Below are 14,547 nucleotides of genomic sequence, written 5' to 3' on the forward strand. Positions count from 1 at the left end.
AGCATCGAAGGGACGAATCCTCAGGAGATTACGGAATGGGTCAATGCGGTAGCGGATGAATATGTGAAGAGGAACGTGGATAAAGCGGTGGAAGGGATTCAGAGGATTGTCGAGGAGATGCTCAAGAGCATCAATCCTTTGAAGGAGCAGCTCTCCGAGGCGCAGAAAGACCGCTTCAACATCGCGGAACAGGAGAGAATCCTGGTCCCCGAGAAACAGAGGGATATCATCAACAACAAGCTGACATCCTACAACGAGGAGCTCTCCAAGACGCAGATCAAGCTCGGAAAATTGAAAGGGACCATGAACAGCATCTCCGAATTGGAGAAGAGCGGAGGCGATTTCATGACACTGCCGGAGATCGCCGACGATAAGACCGTTCAGGACCTGAACAAGACGCGGATCGCGCTCGAGCAGGAGATCGAGAAATTGAAGATCTCCTTGAAGCCGGGGCATCCCACGCTCCGGCAGAAGGTGAGCGAGCTAGAAAACATCAAGACGAAGATCTCCAATCAGATCGGCACCCTTATCGCCAAGATCAAGACGGAATATGAACAGGAGCTTGGCAACGATCGCTATCTGAGAGAGCAGATCGGAATGACCGAAGAAGAGGCCTTCGAGATAGGAAAAGCCACGACCAGGTACGATGTCGCCAAGACGGATGCCGACACTAAGAAGAAGATCTATGATGCCATCATGGAGAGGATGAACCAGATCAGCCTGAGCGCCCAGCTTCTTCCCAACAACGTCAACATTCTGGACCGGGCTATGGTACCACAGAATCCGGTGAAGCCGAGAAAACTCATCAATCTGGTAGCGGGGATACTTCTCGGTCTCATGCTCGGTATCGGGACGGTCTTCTTCCTCGATTATCTCGACAATACCATCAAATCTACGGAAGACATCGAACAGTATCTGAAGCTGAATCTTCTTTCCATAGTACCGAAATACAGGGATACCGCAAGCCATGCGGTAAAAGAGTCTTTCCAGACCCTGAAGACGAGCATCATCTTTTCCAGCAACCAGCGCCAGAAGAAGGTTCTTCTCATCACGAGCGCTGGTCCCAGAGAAGGGAAGAGCTCCACTATCTTGAACCTCGCGAAGACGATGGCGAGCGGCGGCGATCGGGTGGCCGTCATCGATTGCGATCTGCGAAGACCGACGATGCACAATTTCTTTGGTGTGAGCAGGGAAAACGGCCTCACTAATTATCTGGCTACGTCTGAAACCGATGACTACCGCCTTTACATGAAGAATTCAGAGACGCCGAATCTGAGCATCATGACATGCGGTCCCATCCCCCCCAACCCTCCGGAGCTCTTCGGTCAGGAGAGATTCCGGAACCTCCTGAAGGAATTGCGCAGGGATTTCGACTGGGTCCTTCTCGATTCGCCCCCCGTCGTTTCACTGACAGATTCGATCATCCTTTCCTCTGTGGCGGACATGGTTGCTCTTGTCATCAAGCACAATGAGAACGATAAGGAGTTGATAAGAAGAAGCCTCCACCAGATCCGGCAGATCCATGGGAATGTAGTCGGTGCCATCCTGAACAGCGTAGATATCGAGAGAGCTTACTATAAAGACTACTACTACGCCGGGTACTACTATTACAGCGAGGGGGGCGAGAAGAAGAAAAGGATAAAGAAGGTCTTCAAGGACAAAGAAGAGACGAAGATCCCCGTTGCTAAAAGCTGATCATCCCTTCCGATTGAAAAAAATATCAATCTTCTTGAGGATTGAAATTTGAGATGGGAGAATATTTTATTCCCTACGGCAGAGTGCTGATTGCGGTCTTCCTTGCTATGATTTTCCATCTGGCGTGCGAAAAAGCCGATCCTGTTTTAAAGGTCCTTCAGGAGAGAAGACAATATGAAGTTAAAGTCCTCTCATGGGCAGTCATGGAAGGGAAGACCATCGCGGCGACGATCAATATCACGGGTCCCATGAGAAGTTCCCTGAAGTATATAAGCATAAAGTTCGAACAGTACGATGAGGATAGGAACATCATCAAGAGCGAATGGATCCCCTTTGAGCTTTTGGAATTGAAAGGGATCGGTTCAAAGGATTTCATGCTGACGATGGAGTGCGGAAGCCCTGCCGTAACCCTCCTCACGGCAAAGGTCGAATACGATCCATCCCCCGAAGACAGGAAGCATCTCAGAGAACTTCAGGAACTATTCTCCCGCTGATAAATGCAATATTTCTAATTGTTGAAGCGTAAGGATTCGAATATTGTTTTGCCTTTGTGAAGTGTCTCTTCGTATTCGCTCTCGGGATCAGAATCGAAGACAATACCGCCGCCGAGGTTGAAGAAGAGGCATCCATTTTTGACCGTGATGGTCCTTATAGCTATGTTCAGATCGAAGTTTCCATCAAAGTCTATGTAGCCCATGCTTCCGCAGTAGAATCCCCGCCTGTCCCTCTCCAGCTCCTCGATGATCTTCATCGCCTGCAGCTTGGGACATCCCGTAACCGAACCTCCAGGAAAGCAGGATCTGATCAGTTCCAGAGAGGGCAATTCGCTCGAAACATCTGCGTTGATGATGGAGAGCATCTGAAAGACGTTGCTGTACTCTTCTATAACCTTATGTTGCGCCACCTTCACGCTTCCAGATCGGGCAAGCTTGCCGATGTCGTTTCTCATTAGATCGACGATCATGGATAGTTCCGCCTCTTCCTTTGCGCTTGAAAGAAGCATCTCTCTGAAGTTTCGGTCTTCCCCAGCCGTTCTTCCTCGCAACATCGTCCCCTTGATAGGACGGGATTCCACGAGGTTCCCCTGCCGCATGAGGAACCTTTCGGGAGAAGAGGAGATCAGCTTGATCCCGCCGAAGTCCATGTAGGCGCTCATCGGAGCGGGGTTTAGAAGATTCAAGCGTTCAAAGATCCGGAAAGCATCTCCAGTGAAAGGTGCCTTGAACTGCTGAGAGATGTTGACCTGGTAGATATCTCCCTCGCCGATATATTCTTTCACTCTTTTAACAGCCTGGATGTAATCGTTTCTATTGAAATTGGACTCCCAGGCAGTTAGTGTGCCACTTTTGTTTGAGTCTGATAAATCACTTTCATAAGATGGCACTTCCAGCAGTGTCCCGGAGTCAACTCCCAGTAGATCAACGTCGAGTTCGACCTTAAGACACTCACCGCTATTCTCGTTGAGGATCATGAACTGAGAAAAGAGAGTAAAGATGATATCCGGAAGATGATGAAGGTCCGGCAGCCTCTCCGGTATCGACTCGATGAGCCTGTTCAGGTCATAGGAAAACGCTCCGATCCCGCCGCCGCGGATAAGTATCCTCTTCGAGAATGCTCCAATCGGTCCTTCTTCTGATTTGTCCGGAAATCTATTAATCAGGCACCGGTAGTGGTCAAGAATTGCCTGGAGAGCGTGGAAAGGGTCCGCGTCCTGCTCAAGGACTCTATTGCCAGCAAGGACCCGAAGCCGGCGCCCTTTCGATTGAAAGATCAAGAATGGATTGCAGCCAAGAATTGAGATTTCGTGCCCATTTCGCGGTACGCCGGTTTTCAGCAAGGCGCTCCACCGTTTAAAGTCCATCCGCTCTAATGATTTATCGAGACGAGAGCAATGCAGGCTTATCTTTTTGATTTCGGGCAATGTTTCAATCATTGATGCTTTTCACCGGACATGATCGAGAATGGAATTTTACTCGGCTCCCGCATTCATAAAATTTGCAAGGAGGATTTCTCCATGCTCAGTCATAAAAGATTCAGGGTGGAACTGAACGCCGAAAATGGGATAAATCCGGTGCTGAAAAGCCATCGGCTTTCCATCATCGGTTATGGCCGTTACTTTTAGAGGATCGGGTATCATGTCGAGGAGTAGCGAGTGGTACCGTGCCGCCTGAAATGGGTTCTTGATCCCATGGAATAGTCCTCGTCCTGAATGGATGATCATGGATACCTTTCCGTGCAGGGGGACATCATCCTTCTTGATGCTCCCCCCGAAAAACTTATTGATGGCCTGCATGCCGAGGCAGATCCCAAGGATTCTTGCAGAGCCGTGGAACCTTTCCAGAACTTCGAACAGGAAGGGATGGTCTTCTGGCCTCATTGGTCCAGGGGAAAGGATGATCCTCATCTCAGAATCGTGTGCATGGAGAGCGAGATGATCGCTTGAATAAAAGAATGATTCCATTTCCTGCAAGGATGTCTCGTGAGGTCTTCTCACCAGGAAATTGCATCCTATCTTTCCCAGCAACTGAGCCACGTTATAAGTGAAGGAATCATAGTTGTCGAGAAGGAATACTTTCTTCATAATTTGCTAAAACTCGGTCAAATTATACCAGATCAGGTAACGCTCCAGTTTGCGTGCTGTAGAAATCTAAAACTGAGACTATGTCAGATTGAGAGCGATTGGCATTGACTGAATACAGGATGATGAGTTATAAAGGGCACTCGTAATAACGGGAGGAAGAAGATGGAGAAAACCGTTATGATTACGGGCGGAGCCGGGTTCATCGGATCGCATCTGTGCGACCGCTTTCTCGAGAGGGATTTCCATGTTATCTGCATGGATAATCTCTCGACGGGCAGCATAGAGAACATATCGCACATCCGCAACGAAAAATTCCAGTTCATCAAGCAGGATGTTACCGAATATATCTACATCGCCCAGCAGGTTGATTACATCCTCCACTTCGCCTCTCCGGCCAGTCCAAAGGACTACGCGGAACTCCCCATTCAGACCCTCAAGGTGGGCTCTCTCGGGACGCACAAGACGCTCGGACTGGCGAAGGCCAAGAATTCAGTCTTCCTGCTTGCTTCCACTTCGGAGGTCTATGGAGATCCGCTGGTTCATCCACAGCCTGAATCATACTGGGGAAACGTCAATCCCGTGGGACCGAGAGGGGTTTACGATGAAGCCAAGAGATTTGCTGAGGCGATGACGATGGCCTATTTCAGGTACCATGGCGTCAACACGAAGATAGCAAGGATCTTCAACACGTTCGGCCCGAGGATGCGACTCGATGACGGCAGAGCAATACCTACCTTCCTCTGCCAGGCCCTTAACAACGAAGACATAACCGTGTACGGGGACGGGATGCAGACCAGGTCATTCTGCTACATCGACGACATGGTGGAAGGTTTATACAGGCTACTTCTCCTCGATTACCATGAGCCTCTAAACATTGGAAACCCAGGCGAGATGACGGTAAAGGAGATGGCCGAAAAGATAATCAGGATAACCGGCAGCAAGAGCCGGATTGTCTTTAAGCCTCTCCCCATCGATGACCCGAAGGTCAGGCAGCCGGATATCTCCTTGGCAAGAAAGGTGATGAACTGGGAACCGAAAGTCAGCATCGAGGCGGGTTTGCGACGAACCATCGATGATTTTAAGAAGAGGCTTGCTCTCTGACATGGGAAGGATTCTGGAATCTCTAAAATTCTCGATCATTGCCCTCGTCGCGAACCTATTGATCCGGATCAGCCGGTACACAATGCGGATCACCTACATTAATGATGAGGTGATCAGGTTGCTCAGCAGGGAAGGGAAAAACTATATCATGGCTTTCTGGCATGGGCGACTATTCATGATGCCTTACAGCTATCCCGGGAAGAGGATAACGATTCTGATCAGCAGACACCGGGATGGAGAGTACATAGCAAGGACGATGAGGCTGTTCGGTTTCGACTCCACGAGAGGGTCGACTACGGAAGGAGGTCCGCAGGCCCTCAAGGAGGTCCTGAGAAGGGGAAAGCAGGGTTACGATATAGCCTTCACTCCGGATGGTCCGAGAGGTCCTGGACAGAAGGCTCAGCCTGGAGTGATACAGGCGGCAAAGCTTTCGGGCTTTCCCATCATCCCCGTTTCCTTTTCAGCTTCGAGAAAGAAAGTCTTCCAGACATGGGATAAATTCCTTCTACCCCTTCCCTTCTCGAAAGGGGTATTCCTGTATGGTGATCCTATCCATGTAAGCAGAGATGCCGATGACAGGATGATGGAAGAAAAGAGAATCGAGCTTGAGACATCGCTCAAGAGGATCACCGAAGAGGTGGATGGTTATTTCAAATCTGTAAAATGAAGTCATATTTTTAAGCTCGGATTCCAGCAGGACGAATGATGGCAAAGAAAATCACGATTGTTTCAGGTGAGGAATCGGGCGAAAAATACGGAGCAATGCTGGTCAGGGCTTTAAAGGAGAGCCTGCCCGATGCGCAATTCCATGGCATGGGGGGCGAGCAGATGCGCGTGGAGGGTGTACATATTATCAACGACATCGAGAAGCTCAGCGTAGTGGGATTTTTCGAGGTCCTTTCCAGCTTCCGCATCATATGGAAGGTGTTCAGAAAACTGAAGAACCATTTCGTTCAGAATAAACCGGACCTGCTCATCCTGATCGATTTCCCGGACTTCAACATCAGGCTTGCGAAATACGCTCACAGGCTGGGGATCAAGATAGTGTACTTCATCAGTCCGCAGATCTGGGCCTGGCGCAAAGGACGGGTGAGGAGCATGTCACGACTCGTCGACCGGATGATCGTGATCTTCCCATTCGAGGTGCCTGTCTATGAAAAAGCCGGGGTGCGTGCAAACTTTGTGGGGCACCCCCTCATCGATATCGCGCAGGCGACGGTTGAAAGGGAAGAGATGAGGAAGAGAATCGGGGTTTCTGAAGACAGCATTCTTGTGGGTCTTCTTCCCGGGAGCAGGAATGGTGAGGTGAAGAGGATCCTTCCTCCCATGCTGGGCGCCGCAAGGCTTCTGCATCGAAGTTATGAGAAACTGTGTTTTATGATCCCCGTGGCGAAGAATGTGGATCGGAAGATGCTTGGAGAACTGGTCGCACCCTACAATGAATTGCCTCTTACGATCACACATGAGCATTATTATGATTTTTTAAATGTGCTCGATCTCGCCGTTGTTGCTTCAGGAACTGCGACGGTCGAGCTGGCGCTTATGAAGAAGCCTATGATTGTAATCTACAGGTTAAACCCCGTGAGCTATCTACTGGCAAGGCTCTTCGTGAAGATAGAAAATTTCGCCATGGCAAACCTTATTGCCGGAAAGATGATAGTTCCAGAACTTCTTCAGGGCAGATGCAAGGCGGATGAAATCTATAAAGAGGTAAAACTCTATCTGGATGACGTGAAAAAAACTCAACATGTAAAGGAAGAACTTGAAAATATCAGAGGGAAACTTGGCGAGAAGGGAGTGTTCAAGAGGGCAGCCAGGGTTGTTCTGGATCTCCTTGAACAATGATGAAGACTCTAAACCAGCAACCATGACTTGTCATGTAACTAACTGATATGAAATAAGTTAATTGACTTTTTTACCGGAATTGCTATAATAAATCACACAATTCGACCGCAGTCATAGAGCCTCACTTATAAGGGGAAACGATGATCAGAAGCATGACAGGTTACGGAATCGGCACAGTGGAAACTGAAAAGTTCAAAGTGTCCATTGAGATCCGTAGCGTCAATCACCGCTTCTTCGACTTAAGAGTCAAATTGCCCCAGCAGTTGACCCCGCTGGAGCCGCAAATCAAGAAGACGGTTCAGTCGAAAGTTTCAAGAGGGAAGATAGATGTTTCCATAACCATCAACGGCATTAACGAGATGGAGTACGAGATAAAGATGAACCGTCCGTTCATCGCAGGATACATTGAAGCCTTCCATCAGATCAAGAACGAGTTCGGCCTTCAAGGGGATCTGACGGCTCAGGGTCTTCTCCAGCTCCCGGGAGCGATGGATTTTAAGGTGAAAGAAAAAATCTATCAGAACGAAGAGATAGATGCGATTACGGAGGCTCTCCAGAAGGCCCTTGCATCTCTCGAAGAGATGAGAATTAAGGAAGGAGCCCTCATCGGTGAAGACATCCTGTCACGGCTAGGAACGATGGAAGAGAAGAGAAAAGGGATAGCGCAGATCTGCGGATCCCTTCCGGATGTTCATAAGAAGAACCTCATGGCGCGGATAAGGGAACTGGAACCGGATATCAAACTCGATCCATCGAGGCTTGAACAGGAAGTTGCCTTCATGGTTGATAAATGCGACATCAGCGAGGAGGTTTCCCGACTGAAGGGTCACTTCGAACATCTGGAGACTCTCCTTCAGAATGTGGACGAGGTAGGGAAGAAGCTTGACTTTCTCATGCAGGAGATCAACAGGGAAGCAAATACCATCAACTCCAAGGTGGGCAACCTCGATATCAACAGAGCCGTAATCGACATCAAGCTGGAAGCAGAGAAGATCAGGGAACAGGCTCAGAACATTGAGTGATTCTTGATGAGGAAAGGGATACTCTTCGTCATCACGGCGCCGTCTGGAGCTGGAAAAACTACCATCATCAGGAAAGTCATGAAGTCCATCGATTCCCTTGGCTTCTCCGTGTCTTACACGACGCGGGAGAAGAGAAGAGGGGAGGTCGGGGGAAAGGATTACAGATTCGTGAATCTGAAAACGTTCCGCAGGGTGCGAGATGCGGGGGGATTTCTTGAATGGGCAACTATCTTTGGCGACTATTACGGGACTCCCGTCAGAGAGGTTTCAGATGCGCTGAAAAAAGGAATGGATATCATCCTCGACATAGATGTCCAGGGTGCAGCCCAGGTCAGGAGGAAGAGGAAGAATGCAGTCTTCGTCTTCATCATGCCTCCCGATTATAAGACGCTGAAGTCGAGGCTGGAAAAGAGAAAGAGTGAATCAAGGGAGAAGATCAAAACGCGAATGGAAGCAGCCAGGAAAGACGTGAAGGAGTTCAGTAAGTTCGACTATATCATCGTCAACGATGATCTCAAAGATGCAGTACGCACCCTGAAGGGGATCATCCTTGCGGAAAGAGCCAGGATGAAGATGTGCCGCCAGGCAGCCCGGAAGATTGCTGCCACTTTTCCATAGCCGATCCTGTTCGAAATTTTTTTAATTCAGTGCTATTCTGTCAGGCAATGAATGGAGGTTTATAAATGCCCAGAACTTACGATAATGTGGACAGCAAATATAGATTCATCGTGCTTGCCGCCCAGAGATGCAGGCAGTTGATTGAGGGCGCAAAACCGAAGATAAATAACCCGTCGAAAAAGCCAACGATCATCGCACAGGAGGAAGTCCTCTCCGGTCTTATCGATTACTATTACGAGGACGAGAAAAAAGAAGACTTCCACGGTGAAGATGATGGACGGGAGTGATGCCTTATGAGAATTGCGCTGGGAGTGACTGGGTGCATCGCCTCCTATAAGGCCGCGGAGATAGTCAGAGCCCTCGTCAGAAGGAACGTGGAGGTCGACGTCATCATGACGCAGCATGCCACGTCCTTCATCTCCCCCCTGACGTTCCAGACTCTCTCCCGCAAGAGAGTCATCGTGGAGCAGTATGAACTCCATTCCGATGCTTCGGTAGAACACATTGCCCTTGCGAGACTTGTAGACCTTTTTCTTGTGGCTCCTGCATCTGCCGATGTGATCAACAAGTTCGCCTCTGGGATCGCAGATGATTTTCTGACGACCTTTTTCCTCTCATGCACCGCGCCGGTTATGATCGCACCTTCCATGAATGCGAGCATGTATCTCAATCCCGTCGTTCAGGAGAGCGTGGAGAAATTGAAGAGAGGTGGTGTTCACATCATAGCCCCTGAAAAAGGTGATCTGGCCTGTGGAGAGGAGGGGGTTGGAAGGCTTCCAGACATAGAGAAGATAGTTGAAGAGGCGATGAGGGCGGCGGTAAAATCAAATTCGCTGAAAGGGAAGAATGTGCTGGTCACGGCGGGGGGGACAAGGGAGCCAATAGATGGCGTCCGGTACATCTCGAACCGTTCATCCGGGAAGATGGGTTATGCCGTTGCCGAGGCTGCCAGGAAGAGAGGAGCAGACGTGACTCTCGTCAGTGGGCCCACGGACCTCACCGTTCCCTGGGGAATAAACCTCATTGAGGTGGAGACTTCTGATGAGATGGCGGATACCGTCCTGAAAGAGGCAACCAGGGCAGATTACATCTTCATGGCGGCGGCAGTCTCGGACTTCAAGCCTGAAAAGGTCCATAAAGGAAAGATTAAGAAAAGCGAAGGGGACCTGACACTCAAACTGAACAGGACGAGGGATATCCTTCTTGAGCTTGGAAAGAAGAAGGAGGGCAGGAGAGAGGCAAGCGAAGGAAAAGAAAGAGGTGAAAGAGGAGAGATCAGGAAGAGCGTGGGTATCCTCGTGGGGTTTGCCGCTGAGACGGAGAATCTTCTGAGGAATGCGAAATCGAAGTTGAGAGAGAAGAATCTCGATTTCATCGTGGCAAACGACGTAAGAAAAAAGGGGACGGGTTTCGGCTCCGATCGGAATGCTGCCATCCTTGTCGATAGAAAGGGGAAAAGAAAAGTCTTCTCCAGGATGTACAAGCGCGAACTCGCCGAGCGCCTCCTCGACGCGATCTGTAAGCCACACTAAGAATGCCAATGGAGGGCAAACTTAATCGATGAGGGAGAAGAAACAGATCCGGGAGCAACTGGAAGAAAGGTTGAAATACTTGCAGGAGATGGGTATCGACCATCTCGGAGTCCGCACACTTGGTATCTCCGGAATCGAGATCGGCGATGATATCTTGATCGGGGAAAGGCAGGCAAGGGAGAGCCATGTATTGCAGGTTTCAATTCGGCCTGCTGCCGAAAGTCATGAAAAGATGTCAGCGGCTGATGATGGTGCTTCCAGGGGAAAAGAGAATTCCCTTCTTCTATCAGAGCTTCGGATGAATATCGGGGATTGCACGAGGTGTCGCCTTTCTGCAGGAAGAAAGCACATCGTTTTCGGTTCCGGCTCGCCGCAGGCGGAGCTCTTATTTATTGGGGAGGCTCCCGGAGTCGATGAAGACATTCAGGGTCTTCCCTTTGTGGGGAGAGCCGGGCACCTCCTGACCAAGATTATCAATGCAATAGAAATGGACCGGGAGCAGGTCTACATCGCCAACATCATCAAATGCCGCCCTCCTGGAAATCGAAATCCATTGCCGGATGAGATCGAAACCTGCGTTCCGTTTCTCATCAGACAGATTGAGATCATAAAGCCGAGGATCATAGTGGCGCTCGGAACGGTTGCGGCTCAGATCCTCCTCAAGACGACACTTCCCATCACCTCTCTGAGAGGGAGATTCATGAAGTACTGCGATGTACCGGTCATGCCAACCTTTCATCCCGCCTTCCTTCTGAGGAATCCGAACAGGAAAAAGGAGGTCTGGGAAGACATGAAAATCGTGCGCGATGCCCTGAAGAGGTGACCGGATCAGGCAGGAGCTAATCAGGCTTCTCATAGCATGAATAGATGAAAAGATATTTCCAGATCGCCCTCCCGCTTCCCATCCGTCAGACATTTACCTATTCTCTCCAGGAATCCATTAGCGCTGATATCAGGCCTGGTACGAGGGTCATCGTCCCCTTCGGGAGAAGAGAGATGGTCGGCTTCATCACGGAGGAGATCGAGGAAGAAAAAGTCGGCCTTGATAAGAGAAAAGTCAAAGAGATTATCCGCATCCTGGATGAAAGACCTCTGATGAGTGAAGATATTCTAACTCTTTCCAGATGGGCTGCTGACTACTATATCTGCGGCCTCGGAGAGATGTTGAAAGCAGCCATTCCCGGGATCAGCAGGAGCTCGAAGACGAAGGTGGAAAGATGTGCAGAGATCGTGAAGAAGGAGGGATGGAGTCTTGAGGACTACCGACGATCATGCGGGAGAGCTATCAGGCAGCTTGCCGTTCTCGAACTGCTGCTTGAAGAGGGAAAGGCAGTACCATTCAGCGAGATCAAGGAAAAGAGCGGGGCATCATCCTCCACCGTCCTGGCTCTGAGTAAGAAGGGTCTCTTAAGTATCGGTATGATGGATGTGAGAAGGAAGCCCTTTTCTCTTTCCGCGGCCGAGAGGAAAGAAATAGTGCTTAATGACGAACAGGAACGTGCCGTCCGGGAGCTTTATGGAGCCCTTGAAATGAACCAGTTCAAGGTCTTCCTGCTGAAGGGTGTCACCGGGAGCGGAAAGACGGAGGTCTATCTGAAAGCGATGGAGAAAGCCATTTCAATGGAGAGGAATGCCCTCTACCTTGTTCCCGAGATCTCCCTTACCCCGATGCTCGCCAGGGAGATCACAGGAAGGTTTGGTAAGAGCGTCTCCATCCTTCACAGCGCTCTAACTCCGGGTGAACGGTATGACGAATGGATGAGAGTGAAGAACGGTAAAGCAAAGATCGTTCTTGGGGCCAGGTCGGCAATTTTTGCCCCCCTGAGCAATCTCGGAATCATCGTCATTGACGAGGAACAGGACCATTCCTATAAACAGGAGGAGTCGCCGAGGTACAATGCACGTGATCTTGCCATCGTCAGGGCGAAGAACGGGAATATCCCCGTCGTCATGGGTAGTGCGACCCCTTCTCTGGAGTCCTATTTCCATGCGATTGAGGGGAAATACCGGCTTCTTGAATTGAGGTCTCGCGTGGAGAAGAGAGCTCTACCGGAAGTGGTTGTAGTCGACATGAAGGAAGAGTACAGGAAGAAGGGAGAAACCGTTCCCGTATCGGATGCGCTGTTTGAAAAGATCACGCAGAAAGTCCAGGCCGGGGAGCAGGCGCTTGTCCTTCTCAACAGAAGGGGCTTTTCTTCTTTCGTCCAGTGTCGGGAATGCGGGACGGCCATTGTCTGCCCGAGGTGCAATATCTCCCTGACCTATCATAAGGCAGATGAGAGACTGCTCTGCCATTATTGCGGATACTGGAAGAAAGAACCTGACAAATGTCCCTCCTGCAAATCGAATGCGCTTTTCTATGGCGGCGAGGGGACGGAAAAGGTTGAAGAGGCGATACAGGAAACGCTAAAGAGCTTCAGGGTTGCGAGAATGGACAGGGACACGGTCAAGGGAAGAGGGGGACATGCCCGCATCCTTGGCGCCTTCGAGAAGAAGGAAATCGACCTTCTCGTCGGGACTCAGATGATAGCGAAAGGGCACGATTTCCCTTCTGTCACTCTGGTCGGAGTCATATCCGCAGACCGCGTTCTCACGCTGCCGGATTTCAGGGCCTCCGAGAGGACATTCCAGCTACTGACGCAGGTTGCAGGCAGAGCGGGGCGTGGCGAGATTCCCGGGCTCGTCCTCATCCAGGCGTTTCAATCTGGTCATTATGCCATCCAGGCCGCAATACATCAGGATTTTGAAGGATTTTACGAGAAGGAGATAAGATTCAGGAAAGTCATGCAGTATCCTCCCTTCACGGTCATGGCTAATGTAATCGTTCAGGATAAGAATCTTTCAAGAGGCGCAAGCATCGCAAAAAAAGCTGGAAGGATAATCAAGAACGTATCTGATGGAAAGGTAATCGTTCTCGGCCCTGCGGTTGCTCCGCTTTCCAAAATCAAGAAACGATACAGATTCCAGATCATTCTGAAAGCGAAGTCAAGAAGAGAAATTGGTAATACCCTCAACAGGTTCCTTGAAGCGGGAAAAGATCTTCCATTGAGAAACATCATCATCGACGTAGACCCCATATCATTGATGTAACAAGATTATTTTTTAGGGGATTATTCGGATGGAGGTATCCGCCTTGCCGGTGACTATGCCGATGATTGAGGCTGTAAAGATTCCTGCTCTGTTTAATTCGGACATGGCTCCTTCAGCTTGGTCTTCCCTGATGAATATCAAAAGGCCACCAGACGTCTGGGGATCGTAGAGGACAGCTTCTTCATTTTCGGCTAACCCGGCATCGATGATCAGCCGTCTGGATTGTGTCTCCTTATTATTCTTTGTCAATCTTGTGCTGAACCCTTCCCTTGCAAGGTCGTTCGACATTTCAAAGAGCGGGAGGGATGAAAAGCTCACCTCGACCCCCACATGGCTGGCATCCACCACATCCAGAAGATGTCCTGCTAGAGCAAAGCCTGTGACGTCAGTACAAGCGCTGACATCATAGCCGAGCATGATCTCGCTTGCCGTCTTGTTCAAAAAGATCATCGACTCGACGGCTTCGGAGAACTGGCTTTCCGTTATCCTCCCGGCTCTGAAGGCGGAGATGTAGAGCGCCGTCCCGAGGGGTTTTGTCAGAATGATGCGGTCTCCGGGTCTTGCATTCATGTTGCTGATCACCCGGGAAGGATCGATCACTCCGGTGACGGAGAGACCGTACTTGAGGTCCTGGTCCTCGATTGTGTGCCCCCCAACGAGAGATGCCCCTGCCTCTTTGATCTTCTTATGGCCACCTTCCAGTATCCTTGCAAGAGCCTCTTTTGCTATTCCTCTGGGTGGAAAGCAGCAGATGTTCATGGCGGTGAGCGGTTTTCCACCCATGGCATAGACATCACTCAGCGAATTAGAAGCGGCGATCTGCCCGAAGATGTAAGGGTCGTCGACCACCGGAGTTATGAAATCGAGCGTCTGGACGATGGCGAGGTCGTCCTTGATCTTGTAGACGGCTGCATCGTCGGCCGTTGCAAATCCCACGATGAGGTTGGGATCGGCCTCCTCCTTGATCCTCGACATGATTAATCTCAGGTCATCCTGACCCAGCTTGGCTGCTCAACCTCCGGCTTTGGAATGACAGGTCAGTCTCTCTCTCTCTTCCATTTCA

The 14,547-nt window shown here is 50.1% G+C and carries 14 protein-coding genes; 11 read left to right on the plus strand and 3 right to left on the minus strand.

Going from position 1 to position 14,547, the window contains the following annotated elements:
* Together AB1756_06760 and AB1756_06765 are read left to right on the plus strand one after the other, a co-directional pair.
* Nucleotides 1-1,695: polysaccharide biosynthesis tyrosine autokinase (locus AB1756_06760; protein MEW5807029.1), on the plus strand; the 1,695-nt coding region annotated here is incomplete at its 5' end.
* A 53-nt stretch (nucleotides 1,696-1,748) separates the two neighbouring features.
* On the plus strand, nucleotides 1,749-2,189 hold the full coding sequence (locus AB1756_06765; GenBank protein ID MEW5807030.1) for a hypothetical protein: 441 nt from the start codon (nucleotides 1,749-1,751) through the stop codon (nucleotides 2,187-2,189).
* A 14-nt stretch (nucleotides 2,190-2,203) separates the two neighbouring features.
* Here AB1756_06765 and pabB read toward each other — a convergent pair whose 3' ends face one another.
* Entirely contained in the window at nucleotides 2,204-3,556 is a 1,353-nt protein-coding gene (gene pabB, locus AB1756_06770) for an aminodeoxychorismate synthase component I (protein MEW5807031.1), read from the minus strand.
* Nucleotides 3,557-3,664: 108 nt separating this feature from the next.
* Nucleotides 3,665-4,276: an aminodeoxychorismate/anthranilate synthase component II gene (locus AB1756_06775; GenBank protein MEW5807032.1), complete on the minus strand. Its 612-nt coding sequence runs from the start codon at nucleotides 4,274-4,276 to the stop codon at nucleotides 3,665-3,667.
* A 162-nt stretch (nucleotides 4,277-4,438) separates the two neighbouring features.
* Here AB1756_06775 and AB1756_06780 point away from each other — a divergent pair, with 162 nt between their 5' ends.
* From AB1756_06780 to priA, 9 genes are all read left to right on the plus strand, one after another.
* Entirely contained in the window at nucleotides 4,439-5,377 is a 939-nt protein-coding gene (locus tag AB1756_06780; protein ID MEW5807033.1) for a UDP-glucuronic acid decarboxylase family protein, read from the plus strand.
* A gap of 1 nt (nucleotide 5,378) precedes the next feature.
* A complete protein-coding gene (locus AB1756_06785; protein MEW5807034.1) occupies nucleotides 5,379-6,044 on the plus strand; it encodes a lysophospholipid acyltransferase family protein in 666 nt (221 codons plus the stop codon).
* Nucleotides 6,045-6,079: 35 nt separating this feature from the next.
* Nucleotides 6,080-7,222, plus strand: a complete 1,143-nt coding sequence (gene lpxB / locus AB1756_06790) for a lipid-A-disaccharide synthase (GenBank protein ID MEW5807035.1) — start codon at nucleotides 6,080-6,082, stop codon at nucleotides 7,220-7,222.
* A gap of 140 nt (nucleotides 7,223-7,362) precedes the next feature.
* The gene (locus AB1756_06795; protein MEW5807036.1) at nucleotides 7,363-8,244 is read left to right on the plus strand and encodes a YicC/YloC family endoribonuclease; all 882 of its coding nucleotides are present in this window, start codon (nucleotides 7,363-7,365) and stop codon (nucleotides 8,242-8,244) included.
* 6 nt (nucleotides 8,245-8,250) lie between these two features.
* Nucleotides 8,251-8,862 carry a guanylate kinase gene (gene gmk / locus AB1756_06800; GenBank protein ID MEW5807037.1) on the plus strand — a complete coding sequence of 204 codons (612 nt, stop codon included), beginning with the start codon at nucleotides 8,251-8,253 and terminating at the stop codon, nucleotides 8,860-8,862.
* Between the two features lie 65 nt (nucleotides 8,863-8,927).
* Nucleotides 8,928-9,149 carry a DNA-directed RNA polymerase subunit omega gene (gene rpoZ / locus AB1756_06805; GenBank protein MEW5807038.1) on the plus strand — a complete coding sequence of 74 codons (222 nt, stop codon included), beginning with the start codon at nucleotides 8,928-8,930 and terminating at the stop codon, nucleotides 9,147-9,149.
* A gap of 6 nt (nucleotides 9,150-9,155) precedes the next feature.
* Entirely contained in the window at nucleotides 9,156-10,394 is a 1,239-nt protein-coding gene (coaBC, locus tag AB1756_06810) for a bifunctional phosphopantothenoylcysteine decarboxylase/phosphopantothenate--cysteine ligase CoaBC (protein ID MEW5807039.1), read from the plus strand.
* 28 nt (nucleotides 10,395-10,422) lie between these two features.
* Nucleotides 10,423-11,217 (plus strand): uracil-DNA glycosylase, encoded by a 795-nt coding sequence (locus AB1756_06815; GenBank protein ID MEW5807040.1) that lies wholly within the window; start codon nucleotides 10,423-10,425, stop codon nucleotides 11,215-11,217.
* 44 nt (nucleotides 11,218-11,261) lie between these two features.
* Nucleotides 11,262-13,484: a primosomal protein N' gene (gene priA, locus AB1756_06820; protein MEW5807041.1), complete on the plus strand. Its 2,223-nt coding sequence runs from the start codon at nucleotides 11,262-11,264 to the stop codon at nucleotides 13,482-13,484.
* A 12-nt stretch (nucleotides 13,485-13,496) separates the two neighbouring features.
* On the opposite strand, the gene selD is transcribed toward priA, so the two are convergent.
* Nucleotides 13,497-14,486 carry a selenide, water dikinase SelD gene (gene selD / locus AB1756_06825; protein ID MEW5807042.1) on the minus strand — a complete coding sequence of 330 codons (990 nt, stop codon included), beginning with the start codon at nucleotides 14,484-14,486 and terminating at the stop codon, nucleotides 13,497-13,499.
* Nucleotides 14,487-14,547: the final 61 nt, after the last annotated feature.

The organism is Acidobacteriota bacterium, assembly GCA_040752675.1.
Classification (GTDB): domain Bacteria; phylum Acidobacteriota; class Polarisedimenticolia; order JBFMGF01; family JBFMGF01; genus JBFMGF01.